Consider the following 22,653-nt stretch of genomic DNA (forward strand, 5'->3'; position numbering starts at 1 on the left):
GGAGTGACCATCATGCAACTATTTCGCGGTTTAATCGTTGTAGCCATGCTAAGTGGTAATCTAGCAGCTGCTAATACCTCACAAAACCTAACCCATCAAATTTCGCAGCAATATGTTAACGTGATCAATAAAAACAATGAGGCTTTGAATCATTAGTTCTTTTACCAGCAGCAACAAACAACTGCTGGTTTTATTTTGTTCCGTGATTCATGATCTACAAAAAATTGCCATCTACTGCTTGCTTAACTTGATCAAGCAGTATGTTAACGTGATCGAAACTTACCAATAAAAGCTCCAAGCCGATCAGCACTGTTTTTATTGATTTGCTTTCAAAAGCTTTTTTCCATAGAATCTTTGATAACTAATATTTTAGTTTAGAAAGACTGATTAACTATGGATACCAATATTCGGCAAGATGCCTATGATCAAATCAAATATAACATCGTTCACTTCCACTATCTTCCTCGCCAAAAGGTCTCGGAGAAGTCAATTGCTGCCTCTCTCAACCTGGGACGGACACCGGTTAGAGAGGCCTTGATTCGGATTGAACGCGAAGGGCTAATCGATGTTGTTCCGCAAAGTGGTACCTATATCGCAACTATCGATATGAACATCGCCAAGGAAGGCCGTTTTGTCAGGGAATGTATTGAACCGCAAGTAATGATGGAAGCCTTAGCTAAACATTCGCCTGCTCAATTTAAAAGTTTGCAGCAGAATCTTAATGCCCAGAAAAAGGCTGCCAAAGTCGATCAAACCGACCTTTTCTTCGATTTGGATCAAGAATTTCACCAAACTTTTTACCAGATTGCCGATCGCAGTCAGATTTGGGAATGGCTGCAGCTTAACAACCTTCAGCTAAATCGTTTTCGACGCTTGCGCTTAAAAGTTCCTGGTCTTGATTGGCAGACCCTGCTGGCACAGCATGAGCAGATCATTGCTGCTTTTAACGATTGCAACATTGATGATCTTAATTATTTGATACGTTCACATTTGCATTTGGTTTTAGATGAACAGCAAAAAGTAATCGAACGTTTTCCTAATTATTTTTCGTCAAACTCTCAATTTGCTTAATTGTTTTAAGTGAATTGTCGAACCATTTTCGATAAATCTCAGTAACTGATTGGATTGTGCAAAGTTTAGCAAATATTTCTTCAACTTTTAGCGCTTTCTGGTATAATAGTTTCTGTAAATGATGTAATTAAGTTTTTAAGGAGTGTGACAACACAATGTCAGATCAAAAAGCGCAAATTGGTGTTGTTGGTTTGGCCGTTATGGGCAAGAACCTGGCACTGAACATTGAAAGCCGCGGCTTTACTGTTGGTGTATACAACCGTAGTCGTTCACGTACCGATGAAATGATGCGTGACCACAGCGACAAGAAGCTGATTCCTAGCTACACGGTTGAAGAATTCGTCAACTCTCTGGAAAAGCCTCGTCGGATCCTGATGATGGTTAAAGCCGGCAAGCCAACTGACGCTGTTATTGAAGAACTCCTGCCATTGCTGGACAAGGGTGACGTGCTGATCGACGGTGGTAACACCAACTTCCACGACACGATGGCACGGAACGCTAAGCTGGACGAATCCGGCATCAACTTCATCGGCATGGGTGTTTCCGGTGGTGAACTGGGTGCCCTGCAAGGTCCTTCCCTGATGCCTGGTGGCCAAAAGGAAGCTTACGACCTGGTTGAACCTATCCTGACGCAAATCGCTGCCAAGGCTGAAGACGGCAAGCCATGTGTTTCCTACATCGGTCCTAACGGTGCCGGCCACTACGTAAAGATGGTTCACAACGGTATCGAATACGGTGATGAAGAACTGATCGACGAAAGCTACAACATTATGCGTAATGTTCTGGGTCTTTCCGTTGATGAAATGGCTGACATCTTTGCTGAATGGAACAAGGGTGAACTGGACAGCTACCTGGTTGAAATTACTGCCGACATTCTGACTCGTAAGGACGACCTGGGCGAAGACAAGTCCAAGCCAATCGTTGACATGATCCTTGACCGTGGTGCCAACAAGGGTACTGGTAAGTGGAGTTCTGAAACTGCCCTTGACGGTGGTGCTCCCCAATCCGTTATTACGGAAGCCGTTTACGCTCGTTACATCTCCATGCTGAAGGACGAACGTGTTGCTGCAAGCAAGGTTCTGCCAGAAGACGTTGAAAAGCCAACTGTTTCTGAAGACCAAAAGAAGGAACTGGTTGAAAAGGTTCGTGAAGCCCTCTACTTCGGTAAGGTTATGAGCTACGCACAAGGCTTCGAACAAATGCGGATCGACTCCGAACGCTACGACTGGAACCTGAAGTTCGGTGAACTGGCTCAAATCTGGCGTGAAGGATGCATTATTCGTGCTCAATTCCTGCAAAAGATCACGGATGCCTTTGAAAAGGATCCTGAACTGAAGAACCTGCTGCTGGACGACTACTTCAAGGACATTGCCAAGAAGTACCAAAAGGCTACGCGTGAAGTCGTATCCATGGCCATCAACGCTGGTATTCCTGTACCATCCCTGGCTGCTGCCATCAACTACTACGACTCCTACCGTGCTGAAGTTCTGCCTGCCAACCTGCTGCAAGCACAACGTGACTACTTCGGTGCTCACACGTACGAACGTGTTGACCGCCCAGGCAACTTCCACTACAGCTGGTACGTTGAACAATAAAAATCGATTAGACTTGATTTCAAAGCGTCGATCCTTGGTGTTCGGCGCTTTTTTTATACTATTATCATAATCTAAGAACTCAAAAAGCGTCCTGCTAGCTGCAGGACGCTTTATTTATTATTCAGTTAACAGTGCTTGGGAAGTTGAACGCTGGAGGTGACGATACCAGTGATCACCTATCATAATCTGACCCGCGTCATCAAATCCTAAGCGACGATACAGCCGTTCTGCCTTGGGGTTGGCGACATCGACGTTTAAGCCGATCGTCTCGTATTCCAAGGAAGCAGCATGTTTTATAATCGCATCAATCAGAGCCGTTGCAATCCCCATCCCGCGATAATCAGCATCAACCGCCAATGAGTCTAGGTAAAACTCGTTGGCAAATGATTCGGGATCCGCGAAGAAATCGACATCGCGAATCGACGGAATTGGCGCTGCAGCTTCTTGATATACTCGGTTGACCGCATTTTCGTTGTTGTCTGGATAGCCAAACGCTACCCCCACGACCTGGCCGTCAGCTTCAGCAACAAACGTGGTTGCCACATAGCCAAGTAAGGCCCGGTCGCGGTAAGCATTATAAATCATCCTCTGGGGGTCTTCGTCGGGAACCGACTCAAATTCCTCCAGTTCCATTTCATCATAAATCAAAGACATTAACGGTACTATCTGGCCGGCGTCTTCTGGCTCGGCCTTGCGAATCGTATAAATAAATATCCCTCCAAAATTGTTTGATGCAAGCTCATTATATGGGAAAAGCCAACTCATTGGCAATAAAAAATGAGAAATTTATTATAAACTTAATCGTCAGTTTTTCAAATGAGTGTTAAAATAGCAAAAAGCCGTAACCCAATTGCTTGGATTACGACCTTTAAATGGTTTATTTAATTAACCTTATTTCTTTTTAGCGTCCTTTTCGTCAACCGGTACTTCGTTGTTCAGATCGGTCCGCACTACCAGGACGTCAACGGGAGCATTCCGCTTAACAAAAGACGTAACCGAACCTACCATTGCCCGCTGCAGACGAGTCAGCCCGCAAGCCCCCATCATGATCAGGTCATTTTGGTGATCGCGTGGGAAATCAAAGGAAATAACCGTCTTCGGGTTCCCCAGCCGAATGTGAATGTCAATGTTGTCAAAGCCCTGCTTTTGCTTAGCGTTGTCGTACAGTTCATCCAGATAGTCCTTTGACTTGTCGACCAACTGGTAAGCAATACTGCTGTCTGACATACCGGCAAAGTTGTAAGCCATTGCTCGCGTGTCGATAACATTAAGGATGTCAATATGTGCATCGTTACGCTTAGCAACTGCAATTGCCTTGTTCAGTGCCCGTTCTGCCTGCTTGGAACCATCAACAGGGACGAGAATGTTTTGATATTCTTGATTCATAGTTATGACCTCCAATTCACACGACTTAATTGTTATCCCTATTGTACCATAATGACAGCGGAATCATTTGATTTTTATGAGTGAAAAAGCAATAATTAGTTAAATTATTTTGACAATAAACCATTTACATTGTATTTTTTCACAATTTAAAGACATTATTTTGTGATTAGTTAAAAGGAGTGGATTTCATTGGACAAGATCGATCGTCAAATTATCAACATGCTGCAGGAAAACGCCCGCGTATCATTAAAAGAACTTTCGGCAGCCTGCTACATCTCTTCACCAGCTATTGCCGCTCGGATCAACAAACTGGAAAAGTCTGGCATCATCACCGGCTTTCATACCAGCGTAAATCTAGAAAAACTGGATTATCACGTTAAGGCCTTCGTTCAGCTGCAACTGGAACCACGCCAAAAGAAGGAATTTTATCCTTACATTGCCCAGGTTCCCAACGTCATTGAATGCAATTGCGTCACCGGCGATTTTTCCGAGGTCATGGAAGTTGTTTTTCCTTCCACTTCAGATCTCGATGATTTTATCAATGAAATTCAGCAGCGCTTTGGCAAAACCAGCACTCAGATCGTCTTTTCAACCAGTGTCGATCACCGAGGCGTCAAACTGCCACAGCCAGAAGAAGTTAAAGACTAAGAAAACGCCTGCGGTCATGAACGATCGCAGGCGTTTTTCAAAACCGATAATGACAATTAAAGCAGCTTTTCGATCTGATCCAGACGCTTTTCAAACAGCGCAAAGGCACGTTCCAGATATTGGCTGTCGGTAACGTCAACTCCCGCATGCTTTAACAGTGTTACAGGATCATCACTGCCCCCTGCCCGCAATAAGTCTAGGTAACGTTCCAGAGCACCCGGCTCATGCTGCCAGACTGCCTCAGAAAGCGCCGTCGAGACCGCCCAAGACGTTGCATACTGATAGACATAGTAGTTCATGTAAAAATGCGGTACATAGGCCCAGCTCTGCGTTCGCGTGCCGGTTTCCTCAACTGCAGGACCATAGTATTTATTAACCAGCTCACCGCTTAATTGATCCAGATAGTCGGCCGTCAGCGTCTGTCCCTTTTGCTCTGCTTTGTAGGCCGCATCTTCAAATTCAGCAAATTGCGTCTGCCGATAGATCGTGCCAATGAAGCCGGTAATATATTGTTCCAGGATAAAGATCAGCTTTTTAGGATCATCCTGGTATTTTTCCAGCAGATAGTCGGTTAAGATGTTTTCATTAAACGTTGATGCCACTTCTGCCAAAAAGATCGGTGCATCAGCATATTCCGATGGCTGGGCTTGTTGAGCAAACCAACTGTGCATGGCATGACCAGATTCATGGGCCAAAACAAACGTACTGTAAAGTTTATCAGTCCAGTTAAGTAAAATGAATGGATTTGCCGTATAGACGCCTACTTGATAGCCACCAGAGCGTTTGCCTAGATTTTCAGCCGCGTCGATCCAGCGATGCTCAAATTCGCTTTTCAGGCCTTTCAGATACTCTGGACCCATCACCTGCAATGCATCCCACGTCAGCTGCTTGCCTTGTTCAAAAGTCGTCTTCAGCATATCCTCGCCAGCCAATGGGACATTAACGTCATATTTGTACATCTTATCCAGACCCAGAACTCTCTTTTTCAGCTCATACCAGCGATAAACCAGGTCAAGATGCTGATTGACGGTTGCCACCAGCGTATCATAGACGCTTTCCGGAATATTATTGGCTCCTAAAGCGGCCGCGCGCGCACTTGGATAGTGACGAATCATAGCCAGTGCATTTTCCGTGCTGATAAAGCTGTTCAGCGTTTGAGCAAAGGTATTGCGCAGTTCATGGTACGGTTTTTCATATGCCAAAACGGCTTCCTTGCGCACGGAACGATTTTGCGATTCATTGAACTGGCTGCGATTGCCATGTGTCAGTTCAACCAGCTGTCCTTTTTCATCATGAACCTTGCCGAATTTCAGATCCGCATCGTTAAGCGTATTGTAGATTTCTTCAGCACTGTCCAGCGACTTGTTCAAATAGCCCAGCAGCGTTTCTTCGGCCTTGGAGAGCACGTGCTTTTTCTGCCGCCGCAGCTTGGTCATCTCATATTGATACTCGGCCAGGCCAGGCTCGCTTTGCATCAGCTTGGTAAAGTCAGAATCGTCAATGGCCGTCAATTCAGGTTGAATAAAGGCCAGCTCAGCTTCAATCGTCGTCGCGGCATTGACGACTTGACCATAGAGCGTGACGGCCGTTGAATCCGTCGTATCACTGTCGCGGCGCAGCATGCCATAGACAAATTCGCGTTCCAGCTCTTCATCAATCGCCTTATTTTCGTTGAGATTTCTTAAAAAGGTCTGACCATCACTGGCAAAACGACCTGCCGTCTTGGCAAGTTCAGAAGCTTTCTGCTGTGTTTTGGCAAGTGCTTGTTCCATTGCCTCATCCGATTCATACAGCAGCGTCAGATCCCATTTGAGCGCTTCAGGCACTTCACTGCGTTTAAGCTGTTTTTCCATTGTTTTCCGTCCTTTCTTTATTTAACTTAATTATACAAAAAGCATCGCTAGATTTCTCAGCGATGCTTTATTTTTAGCCTTGGTAGCTATCCAAGTATTGGTTGTATTTTTCGTGATCCAATGATTTTTCGGATTGACCGATTACCAAAGTTGCAATCGTGTTGCCGACCACGTTGACCGCTGTCCGGCCCATGTCGACAAACCGGTCAATTCCGGCAATAAACGTCAGCCCGGCAACCGGTACGCCAATCGTTGATACCGAAGCCAGCAGCACGACAAACGAAGCCCCTGGCACCCCGGCCATCCCTTTGGAAGTAATCATCAAGACCACCAGCAGCGTAATCTGGTGAGCAATCGTCAGATGAATGCCATAAGCCTGCGCCAAGAACAAGGCAGCCAGTGCTTGGTAGATTGCCGAGCCATCCAGGTTGAACGTGTAGCCGGTTGGAATAACGAATGAGGCAATCCCTTTGTCGACCCCCATCTTCTGTGTTTTAGCCATCAGACGCGGCAAGGTTGCTTCAGAGCTGGCCGTTGAAAAGGCAATTGCAATTTCTTCCATTACTACGTGCATCGTCTTCCAATAGCGCAGATGGAAAATCTTGGCGACAATCCCCAAGACGACCACTACGAAAACAATCATCGTTGCATAGGCGATCACCACAAACAGTCCCAATGGCAGCAATGCTTTCAGACCCATTTCGGCAATCGTCATCCCAATCAGACCAAAGACCCCAATTGGCGAGAACTTCATTACCCAGTTGGTTACCTTGAACATGGTTTCTGAAACGGCATTCATAAAGTCGATGATGATCTTGCCGCTTTCGCCCAGCGAGGCAACTCCCAGGCCAAAGAAGACTGAGAAGAAGATTACTGGCAGCATGTCGCCGTCTGCAATCGACTTAAAGATGTTGGTAGGTACGATTGAGATCAGCAGGTCCCAGATACCGCTGTGCTTTGAAGCTGATTTTGCCGTGGTCAGATATTGAGAGATGTCTGAGGCATGCAGATCATGAATATTGATGTAGGTACCAGGATGCAAAATATTGCCCACGATCATCCCCAACAACAGCGCAATCGTCGTCAAAACCTCAAAGTAGATCAAGGTCTTAACCCCGATTCGGCCAAGCTTCTTAATGTCGCCGATATTGGCAATCCCTACCGTCAAGCATGAGATTACGATCGGCATTACAATCATCTGGATCAGCCGCAGAAAGATCGTACCGAGGCTTTGCATTACCTTGATGGCGCCAGTATTTTGATAGGTCATGGCCCCAACGATAATCCCTAAAATCAGTCCGATCATAATCTGCCAGCCTAGCGACAGCCGGCCAAAGCGATAACGTTTCATATGATGTTCCATCCTTCCGCTTATTTGGATTGTCATAACGATGCATTCATAAGTTTATGGTTGAATAACCGACCGCGTTTAAATTATTTCCAATTAATGGGCTGTACCAGAATCAATTCCGGCAAAGCCCATTCTATCTTGTACGAATTATTAAAAGCATGCGGTCGCAAAAGTATTGGTTTTCGTATCGTTATTTCACTCACAAATTAAGTTCATCTGTATCCGAAAGTTTATTTTACACTGTTATTTATAAAAAGTGAACAATTAATTTTAGATTAAGCTGGTTTGTTCGGTAACAACTTGTATAGAGTCCGGATTTTGCGTTTATTGTAAACGATTTCTAAAAACCGTTTCTTAAGAATTTCCGAAAATTATTTAGTTTTAAATTAATAAGGTTCGCTAAATTTTTTTGCTATTTTTGTCCAAGGCATAAAAGCCGATAGGACGCCTTGGAAACGTTTTGATCAATTTTTAACAAGTGTTTTTAACTAAATTTTTTACTATTTTTTATTGATTTAATTTTTGAAAGCGCTTAATATGATTTCAGAGAGTTTTAAGTAAATGTCTTTTCAAGGAGGAAGGCTAGATTATGAATGAGGCGAGTTCTAAATCCCAAACGATGGCTTCCCGCATTGCATATTCATTTGGTGCTTTCGGGCACGATATGTTCTATGGGATGCTGTCGACTTACTTTATGATGTTTGTTACCGGTCACCTGTTTAACAGCAACAGTGGTGGCCAAGCAGCCCACATGGTTTCTTTCATTACGATTACCATCATGGTGCTGCGGATCGTTGAATTGGTAATTGACCCATTTATTGGTAACGTTATCGACAAGACCGATACCAAATGGGGCCACTTCAAGCCATGGGTCGTTGCTGGTGGGATCGTTTCTGCCGTTGCAATTTCCCTGTTGTTCACTAATCTGTGGGGTCTGACCTACAAGAATCCAGTTTTGTACCTCGTCGTATTTGCAATTTTATATATTACGATGGATATTTTCTATTCCTTTAACGACGTGGCTTTCTGGTCAATGATTCCTGCAATCTCATTCGATTCGGCAGAACGTGAAAAGACGGCTACCTTCGCCCGGGTTGGTTCAACGCTTGGCGGTCAGCTGGTCGGCGTGATCGTAATGCCAGTCGTTCTGTTCTTCTCTTTGAACTCGAATGGTGGTTCTGGTGACAGCCGCGGCTGGTTCGCATTTGCCGCTATCGTAGCTGCCATTTCGGCAATCACGGCCTGCGGGGTTGGTCTCTTCACTCATGAAAAGAAGAACGAACTGCGTGAAAACAAGGAAAACACTACTTTCAAAAAGGTCTTTGGGGTTCTGATCCACAACGACCAATTGATGGCAATTGCTTTGACCTACCTGCTGTACACGACCGGTATCCAAATCACCGGCTCATTCCAGCTCTACTACTTCACCTACATTCTGGGACACGCAAGCACCTACACGCTGTATGCTTTGATTAACGGGATCATTGGAGTCGTTACGGTTTCCCTGTTCCCTGCCCTGGCTAAGAAGTTTAGTCGTAACAAGGTTTTCTACTACTCAATTCTGGTTCTGCTGATTGGTTTGGCAATCTTTGCCTTTGCCGGTCACTCACTGCCAATGGTTATTCTTGGTGGTGCTCTGTTCATGCTGCCACAGCCACTGATCTTCCTGGTTGTTTTGATGATCATCACCGACTCGGTTGAATATGGTCAGCTGAAGCTTGGTCACCGTGACGAAGCCGTTACGCTTTCCGTTCGTCCCCTGCTGGACAAGTTCGGTGGTGCCGTTGCTGGTGGTGTCGTTGGGATGACGGCCGCTGCTGCCGGCATGATCTCTGGTGCTACGGCAGCCGACATTACCGCTCACGGCGCTGGCATCTTCAAGATGATGATGTTTGTCGTGCCAGCTGTCTTGATTCTGTTAGGTACTCTGGTCTTCAAGAACAAGGTTAAGCTGGACGAAAAGATGCACGCTCAGATCGTTGATGAACTGGAACAATCCTGGCATGAGCACCTGGAAGGCAATGACAGCGTTCGTGAAGAACTGGCTGAAGACGCCAGCCTGGCCAAGGATCTGGTTATCGACTTCAAGGCCCCAGTCAGTGGTACTTTGATGCCATTGTCTCAAGTAGGCTCCAAGCCATTTGCTGATGGTACCATGGGCTTAGGTATCGCCATTAAGCCATCTGACGGCCAAGTCTTTGCACCATTCTCCGGGACCGTTGTTGCTGACTTCCCAACCACTCGTCACGCAATTGGTCTGGAAACCGACAATGGCGTTCCGGTCTTGATTCACGTCGGTGTTGATACCGTTCAGATGCGTGGGACTGGTTTCATCAACTATGTCGTCAAAGGTCAGCACGTGGCGGCCGGCGAAAAGCTGATGGAATTCTGGGCCCCAGCCATCAAGAAGGCGGGTCATGATGATACGGTCATGATTGCCTTTACCAAGTCTGAAAAGGCACCTAAGTACACTTTGACCTATGTCAAGCAGGATGGTGAAGTCAAGGTTGGCGACACCATTATGCAAATCGAAGTCAAGAAGGACTAATTAGACTAATTGAATGATCAAAAAGTCTGTTGGCCTAAAAAAGCTCGGCTGCAGCAGTCGGGCTTTTTGTTTGTCATTTAATCATGGAGGAATTTGAACATGAGTATTCAAGTTAATGCCAGCAATCGATTGTTTCACCTGCGGACCAAGCACACCAGCTATGTCTTCCACGTTATTGAGGATGGCTCGCTGGGTCAGCTCTACTATGGTCCTAAAATTCCATTCAAAGACGACTACGCCAACCTCAACACGCGTGAAGAACACGACTGTACCAACACGCGCACTGATGAAGACGTTGAGTTTCAAGCTGAGCTGCTAAAACAGGAATACGCCGGACTGGGTAAGGGCGACTACCGTTATCCAGCTTTCCAGATCACTTATCCAAACGGCTCACGGACCTCTGAATTCCAATACCGCGACTATGAGCTTAAGGACGGTAAAGAGCGACTGAATGGCCTGCCTTCAACATTTGCCGATAACAGCAATGATTCTCAGACGCTGACCGTTAAACTGGCGGATGGCGATCTAGAGCTGCAGCTGCACTACACTGTTTTTGCTGATGAAGACGTGATTGTCCGCAGCACAACGTTTGTCAATCATGGCAAAACCGTCTTTTTAAACCGAGCCTTGAGCGCGCAGCTGGATCTGCCGGATGCCAACTACGACTTCATTCAGTTTGCCGGCTCCTGGGCGCGGGAACGACACCTATACCGCAGCCATCTGCGTCCCGGCACGCAAAGCATCTCCAGTTTGCGGACCGCCTCCAGTCATCAGGAAAATCCATTCTTTATGCTGGCCCGGCCACACACCGACAATAACCAAGGGGCAGTTTTCGGTTTTAACTTTGTCTACTCTGGCAACTTTTTGGATTCCGTCGAGGTCGATCAATTTGATACCACGCGCGTCCTGATTGGTATCAACCCGGATGAATTTTGCTGGAAGCTTAACAGTGGCGATTCATTCCAAACTCCAGAAGTCATCTTCAGCTATACCGACAATGGCTTCAACGCGCTTTCTCAGCAATTGGGCGCCTTTTATGCTCAGCACCTGATCAACCCTCATTTTGCCCACCAGGAACGGCCAATTCTGATCAACAACTGGGAAGCCACGTTCATGGACTTTACCGAAGACAAATTAATGCCAATCGTTGAGCGTGCCAAGGAACTGGGGATTGAAATGTTCGTACTTGATGATGGCTGGTTTGGTCATCGTGACGACGATCGTTCCAGTCTAGGCGATTGGTTCGTTGACGAAAAGAAGTTCAACCATGGCATTGCTGGATTTGCCAAGCGCGTTCATGATCTCGACATGAAGTTTGGGCTCTGGTTTGAACCAGAAATGATCTCAATTGACAGCAAGCTCTATCAAACCCACCCAGAATGGATGATCAAGACGCCAGGTCGCGGGCAGACGCCGGGTCGTCACCAATTTGTCTTGGACATGAGCCGTAAGGAAGTCGTTGACTATCTGTTTGGATTGATGAGCCACATTATTCAAGATGCCAAGCTGGACTACATCAAATGGGATATGAATCGTAACATCACCGAAATGTACGGCGCCGACCTGCCTGCCGATCAGCAGCTGGAATTCTCGCACCGCTATATCTTAGGCGTATACGATCTCTATGACCGCTTGACCAAAGCCTTCCCAGACGTCTTGTTTGAATCATGTGCCTCTGGTGGCGGCCGCTTCGACCTGGGAATGATGTACTATGCGCCACAAGCCTGGTGCAGCGATGATACCGACGCTGTTGAACGCATCAAGATTCAAGACGGCACCTCATATGGCTACACACCTTCAATGTGGGGCGCCCACGTTTCAGCCGTGCCAAACGATCAAGTCGGCCGATTGACCTCAATCGACATGCGGGCTAAAGTGGCCTACTTCGGTGCATTCGGCTATGAACTGGACGTCACTGAGCTCAGCGCTGAAGAACAGGCTACCATCAAGCAGCAAGTGGCCTTCTATAAGCAATACCGCAAGCTCTTCCAGTTTGGAACGTTCTACCGGCTGGAAACTCCGGATACCAGCGATAACGTCTATGGCTGGGAAACCGTCAGCCCTGACAAGAAGACGGCCATTGGTATGCGCTACCAGATTCTAAACGGCGCCAACCCTGCCTACATCCGCTACTACTTCAAGGGTCTGGATCCAGAACGGCGCTATACGGTCAATGATGGCTCAGAAGTCTTCTCGGGCGCTGAATTGATGAATGCTGGGTATTTCGTGCCACGCGTCATGAACCGCCTGCAATCACCAAAAGTACCATCCGATTTCCACGCTGACATGTTTATCGTTAAAGCCGTTGACTGATTCGGCATCAAACAAATAAGCCGCACTGTCTTAAATGGCAATGCGGTTTTTGATTTAGTCTCAGCCTTAACTAGTCGACAAACAGCTTTCGGTACTCGCCATAACCAGCTTCTGCCAACTGATCAAACGGAATAAAACGCAGGGCAGCCGAATTGATGCAGTAGCGCAGACCGCCGCGATCCAGCGGCCCATCACAAAAGACATGTCCTAGATGCGAATCAGCCTTCAAACTGCGCACCTCGGTTCTTTCCATGCCAAACGACTGATCGCGCTTTTCTTTCAGCTTGGTAATTGGTTTGGTAAATGCCGGCCAGCCGCAGCCCGAATCAAACTTGTCCAGCGAAGAAAACAGCGGCTCGCCACTCACAACATCGACATAGATGCCTTTTTCGAAAAACTGATCATATTTGCCAGTAAACGGCGGTTCGGTAGCAGCCTCTTGCGTAACGCGGTACTGCATTTCAGTCAGCTCGTTTTTATCAGTCATCTTATCCCTCATTTCGTACCTGCTGAACGATTGATTGCTGGTCATTCAGCATTTTGATTTTGGCTATTGTATCATCTGGCATCGTTTTGACGTAAAAATATGCCTACGATATCAAAAAGCGACCCGCATTTCGCGGATCGCTTTATTATTAAGCTCATTAAGCGCCAAACACCTTAAACCGCTTTTCAGCAGGCAGGACGTTTTTTTCGCCAGCCGGTGCCTCAACGGATCCAAACGGCATTTCAGCCCGCAGCTGCCAAGTTTCAGGAATGTCAAACGCCTTGGCAATTGCTTCATCGATCAGCGGGTTGTAGTGCTGCAGCGATGCACCCAGTCCTTGAACGGCCAAGGCTTCCCAGACCGCCTGCTGAGCACCGCCAATTGCCTGTTCAGCCCAGCCAGCAAAGTTGGCGGCGTATGCTGGGAAATCGGCCTCCAACTGTTTTACGGTCGCCGTTTCAGTAAAGTACAGAATCGTTCCGTACGCCTTGAAGCTGTTGACCTTGGCTTGCGTCTTGGCAAATGCCTCATCGTCTTTTACGACTTTGCGCAGCTCAGCCAATACGATATCCCAAATTCGATCGGAATCTTGGCCAAAAGCAATTACTGCGCGCACCGTCTGACTGTTAAAAGCAGATGGCGACAGCTCAATCGTCTTTTCAATCAGGTCAACCAGCGTCTGCTTGTCTTCCTTAACGTTTTTGCCTAATGCATAAATGGAGCGGCGTTTTTCTTGAAGTTGAGTAAATTGGTTTGTCATAGTCGTTCCTCTTTTTCTGATGATTTGTTATTTGTATTATAACTTGTTACTTACTTTTTGTAAATGATTTTATCTTATAAAAAGTAAGCATCAGCAAAACAAAAACTCCTGCTGGCCAAAACGGCACGGCAGGAGTCGGCAATTATTGATGTGTAACTTAGGATTTTTTGATTATTTTTCGGTACTTTGCCGCAAAACCAGCTTAGTACCGACTACTACGCGCTGCGGAGCCAAATCCGGGTTCTGCAGGCGGCGTCCCAGCAATTCAAGTCCCATTGCCGCCATTTGATCGGTCGGAACGTGAATCGAGGTCAGCGTTGGATAGGTGTAGTGAGTAATTGACGTGTCGTCAAAACTGATCAGCGCCATTTCCTTTGGCACGTCGATCTGCTTTTCGTGCAGGGCACGCAGAGCACCGACTGCCATTGCATCATTGGCAACCAAAACGGCTTGGGGACGATCATCGAGCTGCAAAAGGCGCTGCATCTGGTCAAAGCCGCTCTTTTCTGAGTAATCGCCCATCATAAACCATTCCGAATGGTAAAGATTTTTAGCTTTTAAAGTCTTGGCGAAAGTATCGCGCCGTGAATCGCTAACTGGTTTTTGGTCAGTCGTTTTTTCCTGACCAGCAATCATGCCGATCTTGGCATATCTGGCAGCCAGAAAATCAGCGGCCTGCTTAATGCCGCCATCAAAGTCTGGCAAAACCGAATCACAGCCATTGGACAATTCATCATAGTCAATCACCACGATTGGCTTGTTGAAGCGCTGCAGCTGATCGATCTGTTTTTGACTGTACTTGCCGATCGCAACAATCCCGCTGACATCATTAGGAATCTGTTCCAAATGCGTGTCAAAAACCGTAGCCGTCGTGTAGCCAACCTGCTGGGCCTCTTTTTCAACGCCCAGGCGAATGTTCATGTAGTAAAGATCATCCAGTTCGCGAGCTGGTGAATACCACTGAATAACGGCAATCTTGTGACCAGTGGCTGCGCTGCGTCGATGCTTTTTGGTATAGGACAGCTCTTCGGCAATCGTTAAAATCTTGCGCCGTGTTTCTTCACCAACCGACAGCTGAGGGTCATTGTTTAAAACTCTCGATACCGTTGCCAGTGAAACCCCCGCACGATCTGCAATGTCCTTTAGCGTTACTGCCATCAAAAACCATCCTTTCCTTGGTCAAAATAGGTTACAGTCGTTCAACGAACCGCTGCCAGCCAGCTTGACCCTGAGCATCGCGCTTAAAGACGCCGGCATCCGCCAAAACATCGCCGAAGACTTGAGCAACTTCTTGTTCTAAAATCTCTTCAACGTTGTCGGCATTAATGTCATCATATCGTGCCTGAACCTCTTTAGCCCATGGCAGATGACTGTCGGCAATCTTGTTTGGTTCATTGAGCCAGTACTTCTTGACTTCTTCCAATTCACTCTTCAAACGAGCTGGCAGAATGGCCCGGCCCATCACTTCAATCAGGCCGATATTTTCCTTTTTAATGTGCCAGAGCTTTTCATGAGGATGGAAGATGCCCAGTGGGTACTCCTTACTAGTATTATTGTCTCGCAAAACCAAGTCAAGAACAAATTCATCGCCATTACGATGCATGATTGGCGTAACGGTGTGGTGTCTGGTATCGCCGTCGAAGGCTTTTAATGAAAGTTCTGGGTCGTCATAATGGTCCCAAACGTTGATGATATGCGTTCCCAGCTGAATCAAAGCCTGATCGTTCTTGCTGATCAAGCGCAGATCGCTCATTGGCCAGTCAACGATGCCGGCCTTAACGTCTGGATAGTCTTTAAAATTCAGTTCCTGCTTGATTGGTGCCTTCATCATTGGGAAAGTGTGCCGGCCGCCTTGATAATGCTCATGGGCCAGCATGGAGCCGCCAACGATTGGCAGATCGGCATTGCTGCCAACAAAGTAGTGTGGCAGCTGCTTTTCGATCTCAATCAAGTTGATCAGCGTCTGTTGATTGATCTCCATTGGTTCGTGCTTGGCATCCAAGAAAATGCAGTGTTCATGGAAGTAGGCATATGGCGAGTATTGGAAGCCCCACTGCTTGCCGCCGATCGTCATGCGGATGATGCGGTGGTTGCTGCGGGCAGCATGCCCCAAGCGTCCCAGATAGCCTTCATTTTCCATACAAAGTGCGCACTGCGGATACTTCTTTTGAGTATCATGGGCAGCGGCAGCAATCGCCTTAGGATCTTTTTCGGGTTTGGAAAGGTTGATCGTAATCTCCAGCTCGTTGCCATCATTGACCTTTTTAGTAAACTCAATATTTTTCTTGATTGCGGATACCTTTACATAGTCATTGCTGGTACACAGATCATAAAACCAATCTGTAGCCTGTTGGGGAGATTGTTCATGCTTTTGCCAGAACGTTCCATTAACCTTGGATGGTGTTGGCGTCAGCAGGTCATACAGCTGATCGTTCAAGATTTCGCGTGCCGTCTGGCCATCTTCAATCTTGCCGCGCTGAACTGCCAATTCCACCAACTGACTGGCCAGTGGCGTATCCGGTTGGGCTTCAGCATCTTCATCACCCACCAGCGCCCGAATCTTGTTCATCACATAGATCTTGTCCATTGGCTGAAAAGCACCGCTGGCAATCGCCTTTTCTGCAAATCCTTCAATGAGTTCCATGTCGCAAACCTCTTTCTCAAAAACTGACCTTAATACTAGATCTTGTGGGGACCATCAACGATTTCGGCATCATAGAAGCTGGCATCGTAGCCAATCGTTTCCCGATAGACCTTGCCGACGTTTTCCTTAAATGCATCGGCTTGGTCCTTTTTAACGATTGCAATGGCGCTGCCGGCAAAACCGCCGCCGACCATCCGCGCACCCAGGCAGCCTGGTTGTTCCCATGCCGTTTCTGCCAGCGTGTCCAGTTCCTTGCCAGTTACCTCGTAGTCAAAGTGCAGCGAAACGTGAGAAGCGTTGATCAGACGGCCCAGTTTTTCAAGGTCGCCTGCCTTCATAGCTTCAATCGCCCGCAGCGTCCGTTGATTTTCGGCAACCGCATGACGAGCACGGCGAATCAAAACATCGTCATTGATCAAATAGGAGTATTCGTCAAACGTGTTTTCGTCCAGTTCGCCCAGCTTCTGGATATTCAGCTTTTGGTTCAGACGCTTAACGGCTTCTTCACATTGTTCAACGCGTTCGTTATACTTGGAGCCAGCCAGCGAGTGCTTCTTGTTGGTACTCATGATCACGATTTCGTAGTCGCCCAGCTTCAATGGCAGGTATTGATATTCCAAAGTACTGCAGTCCAAGAAGATGGCGTTGTCTTTTTTACCCATCCCAACGGCAAATTGGTCCATAATTCCGGAGTTCAGGCCGACAAAATCATTTTCCGTCTTTTGACCAAGCTTAACCAGCGAGATTTCGTCAATGTCCAGATTGAATTCATCCTTCAGCAGATTACCCATCAAAAGTTCAATGGAAGCTGATGAAGAAAGGCCCGCGCCATATGGCAGATTGCCGTGTACCAGCAGATTGAAGCCATGGTCGATCTGGTAGCCAGCCTGCTTTAAGTAGACCAGCATCCCCTTGAAGTAGTTGGTCCAGGTCTTGTCAGCATCCGTTTCTGGCTTTTCGTCATTGATGCTGAATTCAACGACCGTACTGCCTTCCATGTTGGCTGAGTAGAGCTGAACCTTGTCATCATCACGCGGACCATAGACGCCAAACGTGCCCAGACTGATGGCACATGGGAAAACATGACCGCCATTGTAATCAGTGTGTTCGCCAATTACATTGATTCGACCAGGTGAGAAGAAGACATCCTTAGCTTCACCCTTAAAAACATCTTGATATTCTTTCAGTAATTCTTGCTTATCCATCTCTAGCTACCTCCATAAACGGTTAGTAAACTTTTACTAAATATTAGCTTACGCCCACCTTGCCAATTTGTCAATAAGCGCTTTCATTATTATTTTTAAGGGATTTGTAGGTTTTTTAACAATCCTTATTTAGCAACTGTTTGCGCCATTTTTTATGCTAAAATAAATTTTACTTAACAAAAGAATCTGAGAAAGGATGGCCGTTCATGAAAAAAATTCTCCCCGATCAGTTAAAAACAAAAACTCTGCTGCTCGGTCGCTGGACCATTAAACAGCTGCATGGAAAAAACGTCTTATACACGACCAATCTTGGCAGTCTGATCAAATTTCATCTGCAAGCCAGTCCAGTTCTGAGAATCGAGACTTTAGATAACGGCAATCCGCAAATGCCGCCACAATACTGGGCTGTGCGAGTCAATCATGGAAATTGGCAGCGCTGGTCAACCCGCAATGCTTCTTTTGAGCTGCCGCTGCCTGATGATGCTGAAGTTGAGATCATCACGGCTGGCAATAACGACCTTGATGATGTCTGGCTTGGCAACCAGGGTCTGGCTGTGGCCGCGATTTCGATTGCTGATCAAGCCGTCATGACCCCGCCTAAGCCACAAAAACGCGTAACCGTCATTGGCGATTCAATTACAGCTGGCTGTTGGGTAAATGGCAGGCGCCCCAGCACCGACTATCGCCCGGAAAGCTGCTATATCGGTCTTGTTAGCGACGCCTTGGGAATCGATGTCGATCGGATTGCCTATTCAGCAGGCGGCGTTTTAAGATCCGCAGTAGGCAACGTCCCCCCGGCAGCCCAGTTCTTAAGCCATCTAGACGCCCAAACGCCATGGCACCCCAGCGTCATGCCCGATATGGTTTTGATCAATCTGGGCGTCAATGATCGACGTTTTGCCAGACAGCAGTTTCAAAAAGCCTACTTGGCATTTGTCAAACAGGTAAAGACCGTCTATCCAAACGTTCCACTGGCCTTAATGGTGCCTTTTGCTCAGACCTATGCCGATATTATTGAAGAAACCGCTTTGGAATGTCATACTGAATTCGTTCCTACCAAGAACTGGTGTCAGTCATTTACTGACGGCCTGCACCCCGATCAGCAGGGCTCTTTACAGATTGCCCAGCATTTAACGCCGGTTTTGGCAGAGCTGCTGAACCAAGACCAGCAATAATATCTGGTCACTTCAGTACGCTTCTGCCAAGCCAAACAAAGGAGAGATTTTCATGCCAATTCCTACTCGTCGGCTGCCAATCAGCGGCGGTTATAACTATCGCGATCTTGGCGGCTATCCAACGCTTGACGGCCATACCATCAAGTGGCGCCGGCTGCTGCGTTCTGGCAGTCTGCACCGCTTGACCAGTCAGGATCTGCAATACTTTTCTGATATGAAGCTGGCTAAAGATATTGATCTGCGCTCACCACGCGAAACCAAAAAAGAGCCAGACCAAGTCCCAGGTGCCACTGAATACATCGCCAATCCTATCTTTTCAACCGACGAAACCAGAGCCTCGCAGTCAATCTCATCTTTTAGCGATGAATTGAATGCTGATCCGACCCGTGGCCGCCAGCATATGCGCACCGTCTATCATGAGATGGTCGCTGAGCCTGGTCCACAACAGGCCTACCGCGACTTTTTCCAGCAGCTGCTAAGCGCGCCGGCTGATCGTCCCGTTCTGTTTCACTGTACTGCCGGCAAGGATCGGACCGGTATTGGCGCCTACCTGCTGTTAAATGCCTTAAAGGTGCAGCCTGATGTCATCATCAAAGACTACCTGCTGACCAACGAGCTCGTTAAAGACGTTCAGCAAGACATCAAGCAGAAACTGACGGCTGCTCATTTTTCGTCAAACTACATCCAAAATTCGCTTGATATGGCCAGCGTTAAGCGGGAATACCTGCAGACGGCCCAGGATGCCATTCAAAAAATCAGCGGCACTGTTGACCAGTATCTTAAAGAAGTCATGCAGCTTTCTGATTCTGATCTGCAGGCATTGCGTCATAAATACCGCGACTAATGGTATAATAAACCAAAAGCAAGCGTTTTCTGGAAGCTAACGCTGATGGAGGTGTCAATATGGAGACAAGAATCTTCTTTAATCCCGGCGACTCGATTGCCAATATTCATGACTACAATGAAGCCGTACGCAAGGGACAGATTTTTAAAAAAGAGCGCAAAATCGACGACCTGGTCATCGCTAAAGGTCCCGATGATGAAGAATACGCCATCTTTTATGCCAAGGACGCCTTGCCGGCCGATCACGCCAAAGCCCAGCCTTATGACGTCAAAGAGCATCTTTAGTCAAATAAAAACGCCGAGTCAGCAAGCAGCTGATTCGACGTTTTTTATTGAATAGTCATGATTAATAATGAGCGCCCTGCTGCTTAGCGAGGTCCCTCGTCACTATTTAAGGCCTTGTCAAGATATGAACGACTGCAGCAGCTTAGCGACCACCGACAATCTGCGCTGCCTGTTGTTCTAAGCGCAGCACCAATTCATCGGCATCAGCCTTAAAATCTTCAATAAAGCTGGCATGAACCGGTGAGGCTGAGCCAACTTTTTCACCCATGATATCGGTTACCACTAGATCTTCGCCTGCCCAGGCAACGTCGTCATAATGACCTTCCAAGGCTTCGTCCATAAATTCCTGCAAGGTATCACGCACGGCATCCTTAATGACGTCATCCATTTCCAAATGCTGGCCATGAACTTGATACTGTGCGATCTTCATTGCAACTTCTTCCATATTTTCTGGAATTTGAATACTCATAAAAATCCCCTCGGTTTCTAGTGTTTGCGACGACTTTTCTGCCGACGATTCCGAAATGAAATGCCAACTGGCGGGTGCTTTTTGCCCTTAACAGTTTTAGCCGCTGGCGTTTGGGAAGCCGTTCTTTTTTCGGCAACGCGCTTGGCCATCTCATTGTTTTGTTCACGAGCATCATAGTCACGCCATGGATGCATGATCGTCCCGACAAAACTGGTCAAAAGCGTCCGATGGGTTGCCATCCATTTTTGCGCAGTTTCACGATCATTAATGTCAACGCCCTCTGCCTGAGCCAGTGACAATACCAGCTGCGTCAAACGATCCTTGCGATCAAGCGAGGCCAGTGCTTCTTGGGCTGGCTGCATGTGCAACAGCGTCCGCTTGGCGATGGCATATTGATCATCGTTAAGATCGCCTTGCTGATGCAGGTAGTCAAAAAAGGCATCAAACAAAGCTACGATCTTGACGATTTGGTATGGCTTGATGTGCGGGTCCAATGGCATCGTCATCCCCAGCACCTGCTGCAGTGCCTCAAAAGTCCAGCCATCAGGCCACTGGTGCGCTTCTTGGTTCATCAGAGTCAAAAACTCATCGATCAGGTACTGCTCATCAGTTTCATCAAGGCCCTCGATATTTTTAAGCAGGGCAGCTTTAGGGGCCACAGCGACCATTGTTTTTTGCCAGGCCAGGTAGCTTGCTGGCGTCCATTCTCGCGGTGCCTTTCCAGCAGCTGGTTGGTCGGCAGCTGCTTTCCAGTTTGCCTGCATGGTCTTGCGGTGCTCATCCATTACCTGAGCCAGCTCTTTGACATGCTCAACTTTTAAAAACTTTTGATAGGCCTTTAAAACTGGAATAGTCGAAATCACCTGACGATATGGTGCCTGCCCATCCTGATAGAGCTCGTGATCCAAAACGGCTGCCAATGCCGCGCCAGTCCAGTGACAATCATCAAGCTGATGACGATCTGCCATCAATTGATTGACCTGCTGCAAGATTTTTTGTGCATGTTCCTGCTGATTTTTTGACAACCGATCAAACGCCGCGTCGACTAAGAATGCTTGTACGTGGGCTTGATTCTGTTGATACTCCATTAAATATTTCACTCCTGTTGCTTCAACTTGAATTTCAATAACTATCATAACATAATTACTTAGTACACACGTTCGCTTACGATCTATAAAATTGGAGGAATTTAAATGCCATCCAAAAAAATCAAAGTCCCTAACTTTTATTATCAAGAAATGACGGCAGCCGGCTACCGGCAAATCGAAGACCAGATTGAGGCCCTCAAGAAACAGCGGCCTGAAAAGATTGCACGGCTCAAGGCTGCTCGGGCTTTAGGCGATCTTTCCGAAAATACTGAATACAGTACTGCCAAACGGGATCTAAGACATTTGGAAAGCCGACTGCGCTATCTGAACAAACAGCTGACCTATGCCAAAATCATCACACCGCAGGATACCGGTAAAGTTGGCATGGGGTCCACGGTTGAGCTGCAGTATGACGATGACGATGAAACTGAGACCTATACGCTGGTTGGTCGGCAGGAAGCCGATATTCTGCAAGGCAAACTGGCATTTGACTCGCCACTGGGCAAAGCGATTACCGGGCTCAGTGCGGGAGATTCTGCCTTGGTTGCCGCGCCACAGGGAGAATATCAGGTTAAAGTCGTTTCCGTCAGGGTAAATCAAGATGAAGTCGGTTAAGTCAAACCAGCCAGATTGACCAAATCCAAAAATTCTTCAATCGTCATAAAGGTTTAAACGATGGCTTGAATTGGGCTGGTCGCTTGATCAATTTGAATTCTTGCTGCTTGCGAATTGATTTTGATACCGTTATACTAAATGACGTTGCAGGTTGGCAGCACAAGATATTGTGGGTTTTCCACAGATATCACCACTTATCCACAATATCTTGTGGATAAGTGGCAAACTGAGTCTGAATTGTCCGCTCAGATTCAGTCTGCCTAACTTACACCATCTGATTTCTACTCTGTTTAAAAAGACCCCTGGCTTGTCCAACC

The 22,653-nt window shown here is 47.1% G+C and carries 21 protein-coding genes; 10 read left to right on the top strand and 11 right to left on the bottom strand.

Features of this window, described 5'->3' with window-relative positions; all coding sequences use genetic code 11:
* Positions 1–12: 12 nt before the first annotated feature.
* From ABC765_RS10700 to gndA, 3 genes are all read left to right on the top strand, one after another.
* Positions 13–156 (top strand): hypothetical protein, encoded by a 144-nt coding sequence (locus tag ABC765_RS10700; RefSeq protein WP_347953914.1) that lies wholly within the window; start codon positions 13–15, stop codon positions 154–156.
* Between the two features lie 237 nt (positions 157–393).
* Complete coding sequence (locus ABC765_RS10705) at positions 394–1,071, top strand: GntR family transcriptional regulator (protein ID WP_347964138.1); 678 nt, start codon at positions 394–396, stop codon at positions 1,069–1,071.
* Between the two features lie 155 nt (positions 1,072–1,226).
* Positions 1,227–2,666, top strand: a complete 1,440-nt coding sequence (gene gndA, locus ABC765_RS10710; protein WP_006500812.1) for an NADP-dependent phosphogluconate dehydrogenase — start codon at positions 1,227–1,229, stop codon at positions 2,664–2,666.
* A gap of 117 nt (positions 2,667–2,783) precedes the next feature.
* On the opposite strand, the gene ABC765_RS10715 is transcribed toward gndA, so the two are convergent.
* Positions 2,784–3,320 (bottom strand): GNAT family N-acetyltransferase, encoded by a 537-nt coding sequence (locus tag ABC765_RS10715; protein ID WP_006500813.1) that lies wholly within the window; start codon positions 3,318–3,320, stop codon positions 2,784–2,786.
* A 237-nt stretch (positions 3,321–3,557) separates the two neighbouring features.
* On the bottom strand, positions 3,558–4,052 hold the full coding sequence (locus ABC765_RS10720) for a universal stress protein (RefSeq protein ID WP_347953917.1): 495 nt from the start codon (positions 4,050–4,052) through the stop codon (positions 3,558–3,560).
* A gap of 189 nt (positions 4,053–4,241) precedes the next feature.
* Between ABC765_RS10720 and ABC765_RS10725 the strand changes: the two genes are divergently transcribed.
* Complete coding sequence (locus ABC765_RS10725; RefSeq protein WP_006500815.1) at positions 4,242–4,700, top strand: Lrp/AsnC family transcriptional regulator; 459 nt, start codon at positions 4,242–4,244, stop codon at positions 4,698–4,700.
* Between the two features lie 56 nt (positions 4,701–4,756).
* Here the strand turns inward: ABC765_RS10725 and pepF are convergent, their stop codons facing one another.
* A complete protein-coding gene (pepF, locus tag ABC765_RS10730) occupies positions 4,757–6,553 on the bottom strand; it encodes an oligoendopeptidase F (RefSeq protein WP_347980420.1) in 1,797 nt (598 codons plus the stop codon).
* A gap of 73 nt (positions 6,554–6,626) precedes the next feature.
* Complete coding sequence (locus ABC765_RS10735; RefSeq protein ID WP_347953919.1) at positions 6,627–7,904, bottom strand: cation:dicarboxylate symporter family transporter; 1,278 nt, start codon at positions 7,902–7,904, stop codon at positions 6,627–6,629.
* A 589-nt stretch (positions 7,905–8,493) separates the two neighbouring features.
* Here ABC765_RS10735 and ABC765_RS10740 point away from each other — a divergent pair.
* Entirely contained in the window at positions 8,494–10,452 is a 1,959-nt protein-coding gene (locus ABC765_RS10740) for a glycoside-pentoside-hexuronide (GPH):cation symporter (RefSeq protein WP_347953920.1), read from the top strand.
* Positions 10,453–10,551: 99 nt separating this feature from the next.
* On the top strand, positions 10,552–12,765 hold the full coding sequence (locus ABC765_RS10745; RefSeq protein WP_347980421.1) for an alpha-galactosidase: 2,214 nt from the start codon (positions 10,552–10,554) through the stop codon (positions 12,763–12,765).
* A 70-nt stretch (positions 12,766–12,835) separates the two neighbouring features.
* Here ABC765_RS10745 and msrB read toward each other — a convergent pair whose 3' ends face one another.
* The 5 genes from msrB to ABC765_RS10770 form a co-directional block, all read right to left on the bottom strand.
* Positions 12,836–13,252, bottom strand: coding sequence for a peptide-methionine (R)-S-oxide reductase MsrB (msrB, locus tag ABC765_RS10750; RefSeq protein WP_270631131.1), 417 nt, complete (start codon positions 13,250–13,252; stop codon positions 12,836–12,838).
* A 157-nt stretch (positions 13,253–13,409) separates the two neighbouring features.
* The gene (locus ABC765_RS10755; RefSeq protein WP_347980422.1) at positions 13,410–14,012 is read right to left on the bottom strand and encodes a nitroreductase family protein; all 603 of its coding nucleotides are present in this window, start codon (positions 14,010–14,012) and stop codon (positions 13,410–13,412) included.
* A 171-nt stretch (positions 14,013–14,183) separates the two neighbouring features.
* Positions 14,184–15,170 carry a LacI family DNA-binding transcriptional regulator gene (locus tag ABC765_RS10760; protein WP_270635042.1) on the bottom strand — a complete coding sequence of 329 codons (987 nt, stop codon included), beginning with the start codon at positions 15,168–15,170 and terminating at the stop codon, positions 14,184–14,186.
* A 31-nt stretch (positions 15,171–15,201) separates the two neighbouring features.
* Positions 15,202–16,656 (bottom strand): UDP-glucose--hexose-1-phosphate uridylyltransferase, encoded by a 1,455-nt coding sequence (locus ABC765_RS10765; protein WP_347953925.1) that lies wholly within the window; start codon positions 16,654–16,656, stop codon positions 15,202–15,204.
* A gap of 35 nt (positions 16,657–16,691) precedes the next feature.
* Entirely contained in the window at positions 16,692–17,861 is a 1,170-nt protein-coding gene (locus tag ABC765_RS10770) for a galactokinase (protein WP_347980423.1), read from the bottom strand.
* Positions 17,862–18,067: 206 nt separating this feature from the next.
* On the opposite strand from ABC765_RS10770, the gene ABC765_RS10775 reads away from it, so the two are divergent.
* Genes ABC765_RS10775 through ABC765_RS10785 form a run of 3 tightly spaced genes read left to right on the top strand, consistent with a single transcriptional unit; the run spans position 18,068 to position 20,164 of the window.
* A complete protein-coding gene (locus ABC765_RS10775; protein ID WP_347980424.1) occupies positions 18,068–19,036 on the top strand; it encodes an SGNH/GDSL hydrolase family protein in 969 nt (322 codons plus the stop codon).
* A gap of 52 nt (positions 19,037–19,088) precedes the next feature.
* On the top strand, positions 19,089–19,880 hold the full coding sequence (locus tag ABC765_RS10780; protein ID WP_347980425.1) for a tyrosine-protein phosphatase: 792 nt from the start codon (positions 19,089–19,091) through the stop codon (positions 19,878–19,880).
* A gap of 59 nt (positions 19,881–19,939) precedes the next feature.
* On the top strand, positions 19,940–20,164 hold the full coding sequence (locus ABC765_RS10785) for a hypothetical protein (protein ID WP_006500827.1): 225 nt from the start codon (positions 19,940–19,942) through the stop codon (positions 20,162–20,164).
* 142 nt (positions 20,165–20,306) lie between these two features.
* Here ABC765_RS10785 and ABC765_RS10790 read toward each other — a convergent pair whose 3' ends face one another.
* On the bottom strand, positions 20,307–20,633 hold the full coding sequence (locus ABC765_RS10790) for a hypothetical protein (protein ID WP_347953929.1): 327 nt from the start codon (positions 20,631–20,633) through the stop codon (positions 20,307–20,309).
* Between the two features lie 17 nt (positions 20,634–20,650).
* Positions 20,651–21,721 carry a hypothetical protein gene (locus ABC765_RS10795; RefSeq protein ID WP_347953930.1) on the bottom strand — a complete coding sequence of 357 codons (1,071 nt, stop codon included), beginning with the start codon at positions 21,719–21,721 and terminating at the stop codon, positions 20,651–20,653.
* 105 nt (positions 21,722–21,826) lie between these two features.
* Here ABC765_RS10795 and greA point away from each other — a divergent pair, with 105 nt between their 5' ends.
* Positions 21,827–22,336, top strand: coding sequence for a transcription elongation factor GreA (gene greA, locus ABC765_RS10800; protein ID WP_347953931.1), 510 nt, complete (start codon positions 21,827–21,829; stop codon positions 22,334–22,336).
* Positions 22,337–22,653: the final 317 nt, after the last annotated feature.

It is taken from the genome of Limosilactobacillus sp. WILCCON 0051 (genome assembly GCF_039955095.1).
Classification (GTDB): domain Bacteria; phylum Bacillota; class Bacilli; order Lactobacillales; family Lactobacillaceae; genus Limosilactobacillus; species Limosilactobacillus allomucosae.